We start from the raw sequence: 15,472 nt of genomic DNA on the forward strand, positions 1-15,472 counted from the left end.
CGCAGCGCCCCTCCCCCACAGGAGCCCCCATGCGCACGAGACTGCTCTCCGGCACGGTCGCCGCCCTCGTCCTCGGCACCCTGCTGCTGCCCGCCACCGCCCAGGCGTCCGCCGCGCCCTCCGTCCCCGTGATGGACGTACGCGCCCAGGGAGCCACCGCCGGGACCGCCGTCGCCTCCGGATACGGTGAGCCGGGCACCCGGCTGCGCGTCGAGGCCGGTCGCACCGCCAGTGCCCGCTGGCTGGAGATCTCCTACCAGGTCCAGGAGACCGGCTACTGGTGCGGGCCCGCCGCGACCCGTATCGCGCTCTCCGCGCGCACCGCCCCGCCGAGCCAGGCCGCCCTGGCCGCGCAGCTGGGCACGACCCAGGCGGGCACGGACCACATCGGACAGATCACCCGGGTGCTCAACGCCCGTCTCGGCACGGGCTGGTACGAGACCAAGGAGATGCCGAACGATCCGCCCACCCCCGCGCAGCGGGATCTCCTCTGGCACGACATCGTCTTCGACATCGACCGGAACTACCCGTTGGTGGCCAACATCGTCGCCCCGCCGGGCAACCAGCCGCCCGGCTATCCGCCCGGCCAGACGGTCTACCACTACTTCACCGTCTTCGGCTACGACGCGGTCGACCGCACCGTGCTCATCGCCGACCCCGCGTCCTTCGGCGGCAACCAGATCTACTGGCTCTCCTTCGACCAGCTGGCCTCGCTGATCCCGCCGAAGGGCTACTCCGCCTGACCCCGTGGAGCGGCCCCGCGCCGCCCGCCGCCCCGATCACCGCTTCCCGACCCTGGAGGTCATGTTGAGCACCGCCCGCCCCAGCCGCCGAGGTGTGATGCAGGCCGCCGCCGGACTCACCGCCATCACCGCCCTCGGCACCGGAGGGGTCCTGGCCTCGGCGTCCGCCGCCCACGCCGCCGGCGACGGGTTCGGCCTGCGCATCGTGGACCGCAACGAGTCCGACGCCCGTATGCGCTACTACCGCTTCGCCACCTCCGCCATCGGCTGGAACCCCGGGGTCAACGTCCTCCTTCCGGACGGGTATCACACCTCGGGCCGCCGGTACCCGGTCCTGTACCTGTTCCACGGGGGCGGCACCGGGCAGGACTTCATCACCTTCGACCGGATGGGCATCCGCGCCTGGACCGCCGGGAAGCCGCTCATCGTGGTGATGCCGGACGGCGGGGCCGCGGGCTGGTACTCGAACCCGGTCCACTCCAACGTCGGCGCCCGCAACTGGGAGACCTTCCACATCGCCCAGTTGCTCCCGTGGGTCGACGCCGACTTCCGTACGTACGCGGAGTACAACGGCCGGGCCGTCTCCGGGTTCTCCATGGGCGGCTTCGGCGCACTGAAGTACGCGGCCAAGTACTACGGGCACTTCGCCTCGGTCAGCTCGCACTCCGGTCCGGCCAGCCTGCGCCGCGACGCGGGCCTCGTCACCCACTGGGCCAACCTCTCCTCGGCGGCCGTGGAGCTGGGCGGTGGCACGGTCTACGGTGCGCCGCTGTGGGACGAGGCCCGGGTCAGCGCCGACAACCCGGTGCAGCGGGTGGAGAGTTACCGCAACAAGCGGGTGTTCCTGGTGGCCGGCACCAGCCCCGACCCGGTCAACTGGTTCGACACCGTCAACGAGACGCAGGTCCTGGCCGGGCAGCGGGAGTTCCGGGGCCGTCTCGGGTCGGCCGGCATTCCGCACGAGTGGCACGAGGTGCCGGGCGGACACTTCGTACGCCCCGACCTCTTCCGCCGCGACCTGGACGGGATCGTCGCCCGCCTCCGTAAGGCCTGACCGCCCCCTCCGTACCCGCTCGCATGAGCGGAGCCCTCCCCAAGCGCACTGGTCGCCGAGCACCGAACGCCCCCGGGCGAGTACTCCTGACAGAGTTATTGGTCTATACCTTGACTCGATCATGTCAAGTCGCTTGAGTGTGTTCACACCCCCATCACGGACGCGCCCGGACTCTGCACATCTCCGGTCCGGGCGGCCGTTGTGCGTATTGGAGTGATCGAGTGCTCAGACACCGCATCGCGAGAACGCTCATGGCGCTGCTCCTCGCCACGGGCCTTGCCGTGGCCTTCGCCCCGGCGACCTCCGCGGCCCCCGCGAAAGCCGCCGCAAGCCTGTGCGACACGGCGCCCAACTGGCAGGCGGGCGCCTGGTACACGGCAGGCACCGTCGTCCGTTTCAACGGCAGCTACTACATCGCCGAGCACGACAACCCGGGCTACGACCCGACGATCAGCACGTGGTACTGGGACCCCTACAGCTGCGGCGGCAATCCTCCCACCACCGGCTTCCCCGTCAGCGAGGCCCAGTTCAACCAGATGTTCCCGAGCCGGAACTCCTTCTACACCTACAGCGGCCTGGTCTCCGCGCTGAGCGCGTACCCGGCGTTCGCCAACACGGGCAGCACCGAGATCAAGCGCCGTGAGGCGGCGGCCTTCCTGGCCAACGTCAGCCACGAGACCGGCGGCCTCGTCCACATCGTGGAGCAGAACACCGCCAACTACCCCCACTACTGCGACTGGAGCCAGCCCTACGGCTGCCCCGCCGGCCAGGCCGCGTACTACGGCAAGGGCCCGATCCAGCTGAGCTGGAACTTCAACTACAAGGCCGCCGGTGACGCGCTCGGCATCGACCTGCTGAACAACCCCTGGCTCGTCCAGAACAACGCGGCCGTCTCCTGGAAGACCGCCCTCTGGTACTGGAACACCCAGAACGGCCCGGGGTGGATGACCGCGCACAACGCGATCGTCAACAACCAGGGCTTCGGCCACACGATCCGCGCGATCAACGGCAGCATCGAGTGCAACGGCGGCAACCCCGCCCAGGTGCAGAGCCGCATCAACAAGTTCCAGCAGTTCACCCAGATCCTGGGCACCACCCCGGGCTCCAACCTGAGCTGCTGACACCTCCCTGAACGGTCGCGGGCCGGAGCGAGGATCCCCGGCCCGCGATGCCCGCCCACCAACCCGTGATGGGCGGGTCAGTTGTTCAGCCAGAGCGAGAGGTTCAGCGCCGCCGCGTAGCCGACCCAGAGCAGGTAGGGCACGAGCAGCAGGGCGGCGCGGCGGTCCACCCGGGCGGCGAGCAGAGCCGTGGTGACGACCGCGGCCAGGAGCAGGGTGATGTCGAGGAAAGCGGCGCCGTACTGTCCGGCGGCGAAGAACAGGGGCGTCCACAGCGCGTTCAGCGCCAGCTGTACGCCCCAGGCGACGAGCGCCGGACGGCGGCCGCGGCCGGGGCGGCGCGCCACGAGCCAGCCCGCCACCGCGATCGTCCCGTAGAGCACGGTCCACACCGGACCGAACAGCCAGCCGGGCGGCGCCCAGGCCGGTTTGTCGAGCGCGGCGTAGGTGCCGCCCGCATCGCCGGAGGCGGCCGCACCGACACCGGCGACGGCGTAGCAGAGGACGAGCATCAGCAGCAGGACCGGCCAGCTCCTGGAGCGGGAGGGTGCCGCTCCGGCCGTGGATGTCGACGGTGTCGACGGCACTGGGTGACTCCTGTGGGGTCGGGGTCGGCGCACCGGACCGGCGCGCCGTGGGGCCACAGGTACCCCGGCCCGGCTCCTTCAGCCGCCGTCGGCCCGCAGAGCACCGGATGAGCGCAATCGGGGGCGACGACGAGCGCGCGGCCGATGCCTCCGCCCGACGTCCGCCCCCGCCATCCGTCCGCTACGCGTCGCGACGGCGGCGACGGGCCCGCTCGAACTCGGTGACGTCGGACATCCAGGGGCCGTACGGATCGAGTGCGGCGCACCCGCCACGGGCGAAGGCGCCCACCACCTTCCGGTAGCCCGCCATCCCGTCGACCAGGCCGTACTCGACGCGGTACTCCGGATCGGATCCGCCCTGTCCCTTGCGCACCGTGGTGACCCGGGCGACGGAGTCCGCGTAGAAGTGGAGCTGGATCCCTTCGCCCAGGGTCTCGTCCTCGATGGTGAACACCTCGTTGCCGGGGGCGGAGTGCTCCGCGACGAACTCCCAGAAGTCGGCGGGGGCGGAGCGGGGGCCGGTCAGGGACCACTTCTTCTCGCCGCCCTTGTCGTCGGTGAACGACAGCGCCGTCTTCCTGCCGCTCCCCGCGGAGGCTCCAGGGCCGGTGCCCTGCTCCTCGTCCTCTTCTACGGGTGCCTCCCGGGCGCGCCGGGCGGCCTCCGAGCAGATCAGGAAGCTCACGGTACGCACCGCCTCGTCGGCCAGTCCGGGGTGCGCGCGGCGCACGGCCGCGCCGACCGCCGCCTCCATCCGCTGCCAGTCCCGCTTGTCCGTGGCCCGCTTCCCCTTCCGCGGATCGCGGCCGATCCGCATCCCGGCCCCCGCCTGCTCGGCGGTGGCGATCACCCGCGTCACCTCGGGCAGCAACGCGGGATCGACGGCATCGGGCAGCCGTCGCGGGACGGTCGCTCCGTGCAGATACTGGCCCGTGTACTTCAGGAGCGCCGCGTCGAGCGGAGCGAGTACGGTTCCGCGCTCGGCGCGCCGCCGGTCGGCGTGGTACGTCTGTGCCCGTTTCGCGTCCGCCGCCTCTGTGGCGGTGTTCATGGCCGCGCAGACCTCACCGTGTTCGAGCAGGGCGATGTCGGCCCCGTGGGCGATGAGCCGGCTCCTGTCCCACGGAATGCGCCGGAAGAGCGCGTCCACGTCCGCAGGCCCGGAGAGGAGGACGGGGTCCAGAAGGGCGACGGCCGCGTCCTCGTCGAGGGCGCCTCGGGTCCCCGCAGCATCGCACAGCGGGAGGACCGCGCTCCACAGCAGCAGATGCCTGGCCAGGTCCCGCTCGATCACCGCACGGTGGGGCTCGCCGATCGGGAACGTGAACGTGCGCGGGTCGTGGTTGGCGTCGGCCCCGGCGCCCAGCATGAGTTTCAGCTCACCGTCTTCACGGACCACGGTCGGGATCCAGCCGTTGTTGCGCGTGAACACGATGTCTCTGGGCATCGCACGAGAGTAACCGCCGCGCTTTCCTCGGTCCGTCGGCCCCCGGTGCTCGGTGCCCGGAGGTGGCACACGGCCCGTCCGTGTCGCCTGCGGGGCGCACACGCGGACGAGGCGGCGCATCATGGGGACATGCCATCGGAGCGCAGCGGTCCGGAGCGGACGGACGACGGGCGGTACGTCGTCGTCAAGGGGCGGCGCTGGCGGGCCACCGACCCGGACATCCCGGAGGCCGACGCCGCCGCCCTGCGCTCCCACCTGATGGCGGCGCGCCGGGCCGTGAAGGAGGCGGGCCGCGCCGCGGACGATGCCGCGGTCCGCCGGGCGCGCGAGCGGGTGCAGCAGGCCAAGGTGGCCCTCGGGGAACGGGGCACCCCGTGGTGGGAGCAGTCCCCCGCCGAGCGGTCGCGGCGGTGGCGCGACGGCCTCGCCCGGCTGGACCGCTTCCGCGAGGACTGAGTACGCGGGGCTCGAAGACGCGGGCCGAAGGCCGGGGGCCGAGCCGGGACGACGGCTCCGGGCGCCTGCCGACCGGACCGGCCATCGCCATCGCCTGCGGCTGCGGCTGCGGCTGCGGCTGCGGCGAACGCCCTCACGTACAGCCCGGCCGCGTCGAACTCCGCGTCGGCGGCGGAGCCCCGGCCCGCCCAGGACCACCGCCGGGTCGGCGTCCCCCCGTCCCGGGGCAGGCCTGTCCCAGCAGGTCAGAGCCCCCGGGATCCCGATATCTCCGAAGCAACCGGGACAAGGTTGCCAGGGCTGACACACCGCCACAAACTCTGAATCCCCGGTCCGTCGGCGCGGTCGCCGTACGGCCGGAGGCGGGGCGTGTCCACCGCCGGACCACGCATCCGGCGGCACCGGCACCGCGTCCGCGAACGTCCGGTGAATCCGGGCACGCCCGCCACCATCACAGGACCCAGGATCCGGAGAGAACATGAAGAAGTCGCTGCACCGACTCGCCGTGGGCGGCGCCATCGTGGCGCAGGCCCTCGTGCTGACGCTGGGAGCCCCCGTACCGGCCGGCGCCGAGCCGACCCCCAAGAGTCCGGCCACCGTCACCACCGCCGCGGCCACGCCCGACGCGCGCTTCGCCGCTCGCGTCACGGTCAAGCCCGGCTGGGAGCTGGCCCGTATCAGGGCGTACGCCCGGGGCGACTCCGCGATCGTGGGGGAGATCAAGCCCGGCGAGTCGTGGCCCTGCTCCGGTGGTTGCGGGACCGTGGCGGGGGGCCATGTGACCGCCTGCGGAACCTCCAGCGACCGCTGGTACGCCATCAGTTACTACGGCTACGTCCGGTACGTCTCCGCCACCTGCGGCACGGCCATCTGACCGGCCCGCACCGCTGCCGGTGAGCGCCCTTCCCACGACCAGGGCCTCACCGGCAGCGCTCGGGGGGAACCCGGCCGGGTCAGCCGCGGGCGACGGCGATCGCGCCCGAGAGCCGCTCCCCCGCCTCGTAGATCATGTACGGCACCCCGCCGTCGGTGCCGAACGACGGGGCCGCCGCCCGGCCGTTCTCCGGTGCCGCCGTGCCGGAGTTGTAGAAGACGCCGAGGTGGTTGCGGCGGGTGAAGTCCATACCCACCTCGGTGATCTTGATGTCCCCGCCGCTGCCCTTGTCGGTGTGGTAGACGACGTACGCGCTGCCGCCCCGGGTCAGCAGGTGCGGACCGCTGACGTTCACCGCTCCGACCGCCGCGTGGTCGATCAGCGGCTGCTGGGCGAAGCTCCAGTCCCGGCCGTCCGCCGACCAGCCCCAGCCGATGTCACGGTGGTTGTCCGCCTGGTTCCACATGAAGAGCATCACGTACTTCGCGCCGCGTGCGGGCAGGTCGTGGCGGAAGACCCGGGCGTAGGAGGCCTCGCGGGAGCCCGTGGGCAGCATGGCGGTGGTGAGCACCGTCTTGTCGTACGTGAAGGTGATGCCGTCCTTGGAGCGGGCGAGGCGGGTGGTGTTGTTCTCGCCGTGGAAGTAGAGCCACATTTCGCGGGCGTCGGCGTTCCACAGCACGTGCGGCGACGAGACGTGGCTGACGTTGTAGTGCGGCGACCAGTCCTTGCGGACGATCGGGTTGGCCCTGTACTCGGTGAAGGGGCCCTCCAGCGAGTTGCCGTAGGCGAGGCAGATCCCGCCGGGGGCGTCGTGCGGCGCGTAGTAGAGGTAGTAGCGGCCGAGGGGGTTGCTCAGCCGGTCGTACACCCCGCGGATGCAGGGGAAGATGATCTCGCCGGTGGGGTTGTACGCGAGCTGGCCCGGCTTCAGCAGGGTGCGGACGTGACGGTAGTTGGGGAAGCCCGCGGGGGCGGCGGAGGCCGGGGCGATGCCCTGGGCCCCGACGGCGAGGAGGGCACCACCGGCGGTGGCGGTGCGCAGGAAGAGGCGGCGGTCGAGCGTCATGGCGTTACGGCTCCTTCGTGCGGGTGGATGGGGGTCGGTGATCTCGTGCGGTCGGAGCAGGGGCGGGTTCTCGTACGGTCGGAGCTGGGTGGCTCCTCGTACGGTCAGAGCTGGGTGGCGGCCGTGACGATCAGGCCGCCGAGCGCGACGCACCACACGTACGGCAGGGTGCGCAGCATGACCTGTTGCGGGCTGACGCCGGAGTACTGCGCGGCCCACACCGTCTGGGTGCTGGTCGGGTCGCTGACGCCGAAGACCTGGTTGTACGAGGCGGTCAGGCCCAGCACCGCGACGGCGGGGTAGATGCCGGCGGCGATGAGGACCCCGGCGATCCCGGCGCCGAGGCCGTAGACGTTGAGCGGGCCCCGGTAGAGGCAGAGCGGTACGAGCAGGGTGAAGACGATGACGAAGACCACCGGGTTGCCCGGTGCCACGGCCTTCACCAGCGGGTCCAGTGCCTCCACGGCACCGGGGAGCTTCACTGCGGCGAGCAGGACGCCGATGGCGACGAAGAGCGTGATGGGCGGGGCGGCGACCTCGAACCCGCCGTAGAGGGTGCGCAGCAGCCGCTTGTTGAGCATGCCGGGCCGGGTGGTGGTCACCAGGGCCCAGAGCACGCCCGCGAGCATGGACGGGATGATCGGCAGTTCGAAGCCGAGCGCGAGGACCAGCGGTACGGCGGGGGCGAGCAGCGCGTACCAGGGGGCGTCGCCCATCCGCAGGGCGCGGCTCCGGCGCCGCTCCCCCGGGCTCTTCGGGCTGTCGCCGCCGGAGCGTTCGGCGGCGGACGCCAGGGACCAGGCGTGTTCGACGCCCTTGCGGCGGGTCTCCACGAGGACGAAGAGGACGGCGAAGAAGGCGGCGAAGGGGAACAGCCTCATCATGAAGCTCTTCACCGTGTCGATGGGCAGTTCCAGGGCGGTGGAGAAGAACTGCCAGACGGGGAGTTCGAAGGGGAGCCCGGCGGCGATGCCCATGAGGATGGTGCCGGCGGCGGTGGTCTTCGGTACGCCGACGGCGATCATGGCGGGGATGCCGATGATGCCCGCCATCATCGCGGCGGGGGCCGAGCCGGTGACGGTGCCGATGAGGGCGGAGACGGCGAGGACGCCGAGGGCGACGACGGTCGGGCGGTCGCCGCCGAACTCGACGATCTTGCGGACGAGGGTGCCCGCGATGCCGGTCTCCTCCATCAGTTTGCCGAGCCAGGAGCCGATGAGCACCGCGAGCATGGTGGCGGCGAGCATCGGCGCGCCCTGCTGGAGCACCGTGTCGAGAACGCTGTTCTCTCCGGTGAGCGGTGCTCCGGCGACCAGCGCGATGGCGACGGCGAGGAGCACGAGGGCGAAGGCGGTGGGGAGCTTGCGGGTGAGCATGAGCCCGACACCGGCGAGCATGAGCAGCAGGATGACGATTCCCATGGCGGGTCTCAGTCCTCTCCGAGGGCCTGGACCGCGCCCATGAGCGCGGTGGTGAGCAGGAGCGGGGAGCGGCCCAGGCCGCAGACGGCGCCCGCGTAGGCGTGGGCGGCGAGTTCGTCGGCTCCGGCGACATGGCCGGGGACGCGGAGCCGGCCGAGCCGCAGGGCGGTGTGGCCGAGCCGGTCGCGGAGCGCCCGGCGGATGTGGGGGTAGTGGTGGAGCAGCCCGTGGGCGTGCTCGTGGGCGAGGGCGGCGGCCCGGAGCGATCCCGTGGGGTAGCGGTCCCGCCAGCCGAGTACGTCCACCAGGTGTTCGCCGAGGGCGATGGTGTCGGTGAAGAGTTCGACGGTGGGTTCCGGGCGGGAGGTGTAGCGGGCGAGGAGCAGCCGGTCGAGGCCGCCCGTGGTCTCGACGACCCGGGCGGGGTGCGGGACTTCGGCGGCCGGGGGCGCGGATGCCGCCAGTTCCCGGCCGAACTCCTTTGCCGTGCACGCCCAGTGGCGCAGCAGTGCCGGGTCCCGGGTCTCGTGGGTCGGTGTGCCCGCGAGCAGCCGTACGCCGAACTCGGTGTCGTCCAGCTCCGCCAGCCGTGCGCAGTCGGCGCGCAGGGCCTCGCGGCGGGCGGCGGTGAGGGCGGTGAACGCGGCGGTCGTACGGGGGTGTCCGCGCGGCGGGCCCGCCGCCGTCCCGGCTCTCCCGGCGCGGGAGCGGGTGCCGACGGGCGCGGGTGGCGGGGATGTGCGGGGGCTCATGTGCGCGCCTCCACGACCGCGACCACCGGTTCGTCCGCCGCGCGGGAGCGCAGTTCGCCGCGGGCCAGGGCGAGCAGAGGTCCTGCCTCCAGGATGCCGGAGAGGTCGGCGATCCTGGTGCCGAGGAGCAGCCGGAGCGCGGGTGCGCGGACGCCGCCGTCGCCGTACGAGGTGGCGTCGCGGACCAGGTCGGCGAGGAGTTCGGGGGCCTGGCCGACCGTGGTGGTGGCGACCGTGGCGTCGGCGGCGTGCAGCCGCACCACGCCGTCGGCGTCCAGGACCCGCACGGGGTGGCGGGCGCGGCGGAAGCGGCGGTGGTGCTCGGAGCCGTAGACCGTGTGGGTGGGGGTGGCGGCGAGGATCCGCACGGCGGAGGGGTCGGCCTTGAGGCTGGCCGCCGCCGCTTCGAGCCGTTCGGTGTCGTCGGTGCGGCGGGCGCGGTCCTGGGTGCGCAGTTCGGTGGCGCCGGTGGCGACGGCCCGTACGGTGTTGGTGCGGGGGTCGACGGTGACCTCGACCTCCACGGCGGCGGGCGCGGCGCCCTGGGCGACGACGGCGGCCTCGGCCTCGTTCCGTACGCCGAGGATCTGCTCCTGCGTGGCGCCCGGGATGATCCGCTCGACCTGTTCGCGGACCAAGGCGAGGGCGACCCCGATCGGGCTGATGACCTCGCTGTTCCGCGCGATCCGGCCGGGCAGTCCGGTGTCGGCCGCCAGGTGCGGGGTGACCGAGGCGGCGCCTCCCCCGCCGCCGACGAGGACGGCGGTGTCGCGGTCGAGGCGGTAGTCGCGCATCATCGCCTCGGTGACGTCCTTGACCTGCTTCACCCCGGCGTCGAGGAGCTGGGTGGCGGCCCCGGCCACGTCGGTGCCGAGCGCGTCGGCCAGCGGCTGGAGCGCGGCGCGCGCCGCTTCGGGGTCGCAGGCGGCGAAGTCGCCCTCCGGGACCCGGCCGAGCGCGTTGGCCGCGCAGGTCATGGTGAGGGCGAACCGCCCGCCGGCCGCGTCCAGTACGGCGTAGTCGTCGGGGTCGCCCTCCAGCGGCCGTACGGTGACGAGCCGGGCGCCCGCCAGGTCGGCCGGGTCGGCGTAGCAGGCGTACGGCAGGCCCGCGATGTGGGCGCTGCGCGGTCCGACGGCGTGCACCTTGCCGCCGGAGATCCGGGCCATGGAGCCGCCGCCGACGCCGACGGTGCGGACGTCGAGGGCGGAGAGGTACGAGGAGCGGCCGAGGATCGTGGCGTGCCGGACGGCGACCTTGCCGCGCCGGACGACGCTGATGTCCGTGGAGGTGCCGCCGGTCTCCAGGAACACCCCTTCGCTGACCCGCTCCCGCATCAGGGCCCCGGCGACTCCGGCCGCCGGGCCCGAGAGGACGGTGAGCAGGGGGCGTCCGCGCATCTCGTCCAGGGACATGACACCGCCGTCGCAGCGCATCACCATCAGCGGCGCGGTCACCCCGGCGGCGGCGATGGAGCGGTCCACGAGGTCGGCGGTGGCGAGCATCTTCGGCAGGATCGCCGCGTTGACCACGGCGGTGCGGGTGCGCTTGTGGAGCCCGTACAGCGAGGTGATCCTGTGGGCGGCGGTCATCGGGAGCCCGTGTCCGCGTGCGGCGTCGAGGACGGCCTCCTCGCCGTCGGGTACGTCGACGCTGAACGGTTCGCTGGCGACGAGGACCTGGGCCCCAGCTGCGGTGAGCCGGTCGACGGCGGCGTGGACGGCGGCGGTGTCGTCGGGGTCGTCGACGTGGGCGTAGTGGAGCGGGAGCCTCTTGCCGGGGGTGAGTTCGAGGTTCGCCAGGGCGGCGAGGCGCTTGGTGGGGAGCGCCCCGGGGCCGGTGCCGATGCCGATCAGGCCCACGGGGGCGACGTCGCCCTCCAGCAGGGCGTTGGTGGCCTGGGTGGTGCCGTGGGCGAGGAAGGCCACGTCCTCGGGGGCGCGGCCGACGTCCTTGAGCAGCCGGTCGAGCGCCTCGACGATGCCGTGGGCGACCCCGTCCTCGTGGTGGTGGCTGGTGGGGACCTTCACCTGGGCGACGAGTTCGAGGGTGGCGGAGTCGACGGCCACGGCGTCGGTGAAGGTTCCGCCGACGTCGATGCCGACGCGTATGCGCTGGGGTCGGGGCGGGTGGTGCTGTTCCTCGGTCATGCTGGTGACACCTCCTTGTGTCGGGTGGACCGGACTGCGGTGCGGGGACGGTCAGTAGCCCCGGACGTCGGGCCAGTGGCGCTGGACGCCGGCCCGGTCGAGCACACGGGTGAACTCCTCCAGCCGCTTGTCCTCCTCCTGCACCTGGTGCGGGCGTACGCCCTCCTCCAGGCAGTGCGCGGCGAGCGCCCCGGCGGCCTCGCCGATGTTCCACTCGACGGGGTGGAGGCGGTAGCAGCCGTTGGTGATGTGGGTGGTGCCGATGTTCTTGCCGGCGGGCAGCAGGTTGCGCACCCGGCGGGGCAGGAGGGCGCCGAGGGGGATCTCGAAGGGGACGGAGCCGATGTCGATGTAGTTGTCGCCGCCGGTGGAGGGGTGCAGGTCGATGCGGTAGCCGCCGACGCCGACGGAGTCGCGGTGCCGGGTGCCTCCGTACGGTCCGACGAGGTCGATGGCCACGTCGTGCTCGGTGACGGTGGTGACGGCCTTGATGCGGCGGGACTCGCGGACGTACGGGGCCTTGGCGAGGCCGTCGGCGGTGCCGGTGACGTCGGGGCGGAGCCGCAGTCCGGGGAAGCCGGTACCGCCGTCGGTACGGGGCGCCTCGGTCTGGAGCCAGTACAGGACGGAGAGCGAGAGCTGGCGGGCCTCGGCGACGGCTTCTCGGCTCGTCTCCTCGCCCGCGCCGATGAGGGGCTTGAGCCAGTAGTCGTTGAGCGGCCAGTTGACGAGGGTGATGTCGGAGTCGAACGCCCCGGGGCGGTGCAGTTTGCGGGCGAGGATGCGGCGGAAGCCCCACAGCTCCTTGTCGCCCGCGTCGGCGCTCTGGTCGGCGTTGACGGCGAGCGGATCGATGTCGGGGTTGGGTTCGAAGGTGCGGGTGACGGCCGCCAGGGAGCGGGGGTCGGGGGCGGTGAAGCTCAGGAGGGGGCCGGGCCAGAAGTCGGGGCGGTAGGAGCGCCAGAAGGCGTAGTCGTCGGGGCGGTCGATGGTGTGGTTCTCGCCCTGGTGGTGGGAGAGGGCGAAGCAGGCGGTGATGCCCTGCTGGTTGAGGGGGTCGGCGGCCTCGGGGGCGTGCGGCTCGTCGTACTCGGAGCGTGCCTCGGCGCCCAGCGCGTGTTCCACGTCGGCCAGTTCCAGCAGTTCGCCGGTCTCGGTGGCGTCGATGACGTAGGGGGCGGTGACGGTGTGGCGGGCGCCGTCGCGTACGTCCTCGAAGGTGACCGCGCGGACAAAGTCCCCGTCGGTGTCGGCGGCGACGGGGCGGGTGTGGGTCAGGACGGTGAGCCGTCCGGCGGCGATGTGCGGGGCGAGCATCGCCTCCAGGACGGCGAGGGCGACGCGCGGTTCGTGGCAGAGCTTGCTGACGCGGCCCGCGCCCGGGTTGAGCAGCGGCAGGTCCAGGGCTTCGGCGCGCATGGGGTACCACTGCCGGTAGTGGGCGCGGATCGACTCGCGCAGGGTCCGGTAGGTGTCGGTGACACCGAACTGTTCGACCCAGGGGTGCTCGTCCGGCGGGACGGCCTGCGAGGTGAGCTGGCCGCCGATCCAGTCGGTCTCCTCGGTGAGGACGACGGTGCGGCCCGCCCGGCAGGCGGCGAGCGCGGCGGCGACGCCGCCCGTACCACCGCCCGCGATGAGCACGTCGGTCTCGTGGGGGGCGCCGATGGGGGTGGGCATACGGTGCTGACTCCTAGCGCTGGGTGTTCGGGGCGTGGGTGGTACGGGGTGGAGTGTGGGGTGGTGCGGGGTGGGGCGCGGGTCTCAGTCCGTCCGGCCAGGCGGCGGGCCCGCCGTGGTCCCGGGGCGGAACGCGCACGCCACCAGGGGTTCGATGTGCTCCCGGCCGGAGAGCTGGGCGATGAGCAGCCGGACTGCGGCCGCGCCCAGGTCGGCCCGGGGGATGTCGAAGCCGGTCGGCGGGCGGGCGGCGGCCAGGTCGGCGGGGGGTGAGCCGAGGAGCGCCAGCGACACGTCGTCCGGCGCGGCGAGCCCGGCGGCGGCGACGGCCGTGTGCAGGGCCCGCCAGGCGGCACCGGTGTCGGTCTCCTCGGCGACGAACGCGGTGACGCCCTCGGCCAGCCGGTCGCGCACCCAGGCGGCGGTGATGTGCTGCTCGGGGTGTGCAGTGCGCACGACGGCGGCGGGGCCGTCGGCGGCGTGCGGACCGGCGTGCGCGGCGAGTGCGGTGCGGAAGCCGTGCTCGCGGTCGGTGGAGGCCGGGGCATCGTCGTCCTCGCGGACGAGCACGATCCGCCGGTGGCCGAGGCCGGCCAGGTGGCGGACGACCTCGGCGCTGGCGGCGACGTAGTCGGCGCCGACCCAGGCGAGCCCTTCCAGCGCGTCGCGGCGGCCGATGTGCACGGCGGGGTAGCCGTCCGCGACGAGCCGGCGCAGCTGGTCGTCCGGGACGTGGCGGCCGAGGAAGAGGCAGCCGTCCGCGAGCCGGACCCGGTTCAGCGCCCCGGGGTCCCCCGCCTGGGCGCCACCGGGGCTGGATCCGGTGAAGAGGACCAGGTCGTAGCCCTGGGCGGCGGCCTCCTGCTCGACGCCGACGAGGATCGGGTAGTACGAGTGCTCGACGGCGGTCGGGAAGGTGGCGGTGAAGCTGAAGACGCCGAGGAGGTTGTTCCGGGCGGCGGCCAGACGGCGGGCCGCCGGGTCGGGCACGTAACCGAGTTCGCGGGCGGCGGTGAGCACCCGGGCCCGGGTCTCCTCGTGCAGGGCGATGCCCTGCTTGTTGCCGCCGAGCACCAGCGACACCGTCGTCTGCGACACCCCGGCGAGCCGGGCCACCTCGGCCTGGCGCGGTCGCCCGCGCCGCTGCCGGGAGGGTCCCTTTTCGGCCATGCTGCACTCCCTCGACTAATGCGCATTAGCTTCCGTCTGCGGAAGGATGCAGGGGTGCTAATGCGGATTAGCCAGCACCTTGCCGCCGGTCGGCCGAGGGGGTCAAGAGGGGTGGAACGACTAATAATCGACTAATAATCGGCGCCTGCGAGTCCGAGGACGCCGGGCACGCCGACGGTGGTGACCGGGGCGCCCCCGGGTCGGGAGCGTCCCGTCCGCCGGCCCGCACCCTGCCCCGCACGCCCGCCCTGACGCCCGCCCTGACCTGGACCGTCGCCGGGCGGGTGGCCCGCCGCCCCTATTCGGGAACTTGACGGATCAGCGGGCACCTCGTTGACCCCTGTGCGACGTGATCGGCAGGATCGCCGGTATGGCGAACTCCATCATCGAAAAGTCCCCGCTGTTCGAACTGCGTGCCGACAAACGAGTTTCCGCGTCCCCGGAAAAGGTCTACGCGGTCGTCAGCGACCTTCCACGCCAGGCCGAATGGAGCCCGGAGTGCCGGGGCGGCGAGTGGATTTCGGGAGAGCCTTCCGCCGTCGGCGCGATCTTCCGCGGAGAGAATCTGCGCAGCGAGGACGTGGTGTCCTGGGCTCCGCTGATCCGTGGCACCTGGTACACCGAGGCGAGGATCGTCGCGGCCGAGCCGGGGCGGACCTTCCAGTGGGTGATGCTCACGCACACCCAGGAGGACCAGGAGAGTCTGTGGGGCTTCGACATCGAGGCCGACGGGGACGGCAGTGTCCTCACCCACCATTTCCGTATGGGCAAGGCGACCGCCGGAATTCATAAGATCGTCAAGGACATGGACGAGCAGGAACGCGCCCAGTTCATCACCGACTGGACCGCCAAGCTCGCACAGGATCTGGACGAGACCCTCGACCGGATCAAGGTCGTCATCGAAAAGCAGTGATTCCTCTTCACCCGCTCCTCCCTCTCTCGCCGCAT

Annotated in this window: 14 protein-coding genes; 6 read left to right on the forward strand and 8 right to left on the reverse strand. The window is 72.7% G+C overall.

Translation table 11 applies throughout. From position 1 onward, the window contains the following. The first annotated feature begins 29 nt into the window (after positions 1–29). From DJ476_RS00665 to DJ476_RS00675, 3 genes are all read left to right on the forward strand, one after another. Complete coding sequence (locus DJ476_RS00665) at positions 30–743, forward strand: C39 family peptidase (RefSeq protein ID WP_103420219.1); 714 nt, start codon at positions 30–32, stop codon at positions 741–743. 61 nt (positions 744–804) lie between these two features. Beyond that, on the forward strand, positions 805–1,797 hold the full coding sequence (locus tag DJ476_RS00670) for an alpha/beta hydrolase (RefSeq protein ID WP_112492398.1): 993 nt from the start codon (positions 805–807) through the stop codon (positions 1,795–1,797). A 251-nt stretch (positions 1,798–2,048) separates the two neighbouring features. Continuing rightward, positions 2,049–2,918: a glycoside hydrolase family 19 protein gene (locus tag DJ476_RS00675; protein ID WP_103420217.1), complete on the forward strand. Its 870-nt coding sequence runs from the start codon at positions 2,049–2,051 to the stop codon at positions 2,916–2,918. A gap of 77 nt (positions 2,919–2,995) precedes the next feature. On the opposite strand, the gene DJ476_RS00680 is transcribed toward DJ476_RS00675, so the two are convergent. After that, entirely contained in the window at positions 2,996–3,505 is a 510-nt protein-coding gene (locus tag DJ476_RS00680) for a TspO/MBR family protein (RefSeq protein WP_103420215.1), read from the reverse strand. 181 nt (positions 3,506–3,686) lie between these two features. After that, a complete protein-coding gene (locus DJ476_RS00685) occupies positions 3,687–4,952 on the reverse strand; it encodes a DUF6357 family protein (RefSeq protein ID WP_103420213.1) in 1,266 nt (421 codons plus the stop codon). Between the two features lie 129 nt (positions 4,953–5,081). Here DJ476_RS00685 and DJ476_RS00690 point away from each other — a divergent pair, with 129 nt between their 5' ends. Continuing rightward, the gene (locus DJ476_RS00690; protein ID WP_112489528.1) at positions 5,082–5,408 is read left to right on the forward strand and encodes a hypothetical protein; all 327 of its coding nucleotides are present in this window, start codon (positions 5,082–5,084) and stop codon (positions 5,406–5,408) included. A 478-nt stretch (positions 5,409–5,886) separates the two neighbouring features. Beyond that, positions 5,887–6,282 carry a hypothetical protein gene (locus DJ476_RS00695; protein ID WP_112489529.1) on the forward strand — a complete coding sequence of 132 codons (396 nt, stop codon included), beginning with the start codon at positions 5,887–5,889 and terminating at the stop codon, positions 6,280–6,282. Between the two features lie 79 nt (positions 6,283–6,361). Here DJ476_RS00695 and DJ476_RS00700 read toward each other — a convergent pair whose 3' ends face one another. The 6 genes from DJ476_RS00700 to DJ476_RS00725 all read right to left on the reverse strand — a co-directional run bounded on the left by DJ476_RS00700 (position 6,362) and on the right by DJ476_RS00725 (position 14,524). Next, positions 6,362–7,351, reverse strand: a complete 990-nt coding sequence (locus DJ476_RS00700) for a glycoside hydrolase family protein (RefSeq protein WP_112489530.1) — start codon at positions 7,349–7,351, stop codon at positions 6,362–6,364. A gap of 104 nt (positions 7,352–7,455) precedes the next feature. Then, positions 7,456–8,772, reverse strand: a complete 1,317-nt coding sequence (locus DJ476_RS00705) for a TRAP transporter large permease subunit (RefSeq protein WP_103420205.1) — start codon at positions 8,770–8,772, stop codon at positions 7,456–7,458. A gap of 8 nt (positions 8,773–8,780) precedes the next feature. Next, the gene (locus DJ476_RS00710) at positions 8,781–9,524 is read right to left on the reverse strand and encodes a hypothetical protein (protein ID WP_318294273.1); all 744 of its coding nucleotides are present in this window, start codon (positions 9,522–9,524) and stop codon (positions 8,781–8,783) included. Beyond that, entirely contained in the window at positions 9,521–11,674 is a 2,154-nt protein-coding gene (locus tag DJ476_RS00715; protein WP_112489531.1) for a hydantoinase/oxoprolinase family protein, read from the reverse strand. Before DJ476_RS00715 ends, DJ476_RS00710 begins: the two co-directional genes overlap by 4 nt. A 51-nt stretch (positions 11,675–11,725) precedes the next feature. Next, complete coding sequence (locus DJ476_RS00720; RefSeq protein WP_112489532.1) at positions 11,726–13,354, reverse strand: FAD-dependent oxidoreductase; 1,629 nt, start codon at positions 13,352–13,354, stop codon at positions 11,726–11,728. An 84-nt stretch (positions 13,355–13,438) separates the two neighbouring features. After that, positions 13,439–14,524: a LacI family DNA-binding transcriptional regulator gene (locus tag DJ476_RS00725; protein ID WP_241565712.1), complete on the reverse strand. Its 1,086-nt coding sequence runs from the start codon at positions 14,522–14,524 to the stop codon at positions 13,439–13,441. Between the two features lie 370 nt (positions 14,525–14,894). Here DJ476_RS00725 and DJ476_RS00735 point away from each other — a divergent pair, with 370 nt between their 5' ends. Further along, a complete protein-coding gene (locus tag DJ476_RS00735; RefSeq protein WP_070200193.1) occupies positions 14,895–15,437 on the forward strand; it encodes an SRPBCC family protein in 543 nt (180 codons plus the stop codon). Positions 15,438–15,472: the final 35 nt, after the last annotated feature.

This window comes from Streptomyces bacillaris (genome assembly GCF_003268675.1).
GTDB classification, from domain to species: domain Bacteria; phylum Actinomycetota; class Actinomycetes; order Streptomycetales; family Streptomycetaceae; genus Streptomyces; species Streptomyces bacillaris.

Excerpts from the sequence above, each read along its gene's own strand:
- DJ476_RS00665 (WP_103420219.1), top strand. The coding sequence starts at position 30 with ATGCGCACGAGACTGCTCTCCGGCACGGTCGCCGCCCTCGTCCTCGGC.
- DJ476_RS00670 (WP_112492398.1), top strand. The coding sequence starts at position 805 with ATGTTGAGCACCGCCCGCCCCAGCCGCCGAGGTGTGATGCAGGCCGCC.
- DJ476_RS00675 (WP_103420217.1), top strand. The coding sequence starts at position 2,049 with ATGGCGCTGCTCCTCGCCACGGGCCTTGCCGTGGCCTTCGCCCCGGCG.
- DJ476_RS00685 (WP_103420213.1), bottom strand. The coding sequence starts at position 4,952 with ATGCCCAGAGACATCGTGTTCACGCGCAACAACGGCTGGATCCCGACC.
- DJ476_RS00690 (WP_112489528.1), top strand. The coding sequence starts at position 5,082 with ATGCCATCGGAGCGCAGCGGTCCGGAGCGGACGGACGACGGGCGGTAC.
- DJ476_RS00695 (WP_112489529.1), top strand. The coding sequence starts at position 5,887 with ATGAAGAAGTCGCTGCACCGACTCGCCGTGGGCGGCGCCATCGTGGCG.
- DJ476_RS00700 (WP_112489530.1), bottom strand. The coding sequence starts at position 7,351 with ATGACGCTCGACCGCCGCCTCTTCCTGCGCACCGCCACCGCCGGTGGT.
- DJ476_RS00705 (WP_103420205.1), bottom strand. The coding sequence starts at position 8,772 with ATGGGAATCGTCATCCTGCTGCTCATGCTCGCCGGTGTCGGGCTCATG.
- DJ476_RS00710 (WP_318294273.1), bottom strand. The coding sequence starts at position 9,524 with ATGAGCCCCCGCACATCCCCGCCACCCGCGCCCGTCGGCACCCGCTCC.
- DJ476_RS00715 (WP_112489531.1), bottom strand. The coding sequence starts at position 11,674 with ATGACCGAGGAACAGCACCACCCGCCCCGACCCCAGCGCATACGCGTC.
- DJ476_RS00720 (WP_112489532.1), bottom strand. The coding sequence starts at position 13,354 with ATGCCCACCCCCATCGGCGCCCCCCACGAGACCGACGTGCTCATCGCG.
- DJ476_RS00725 (WP_241565712.1), bottom strand. The coding sequence starts at position 14,524 with ATGGCCGAAAAGGGACCCTCCCGGCAGCGGCGCGGGCGACCGCGCCAG.
- DJ476_RS00735 (WP_070200193.1), top strand. The coding sequence starts at position 14,895 with ATGGCGAACTCCATCATCGAAAAGTCCCCGCTGTTCGAACTGCGTGCC.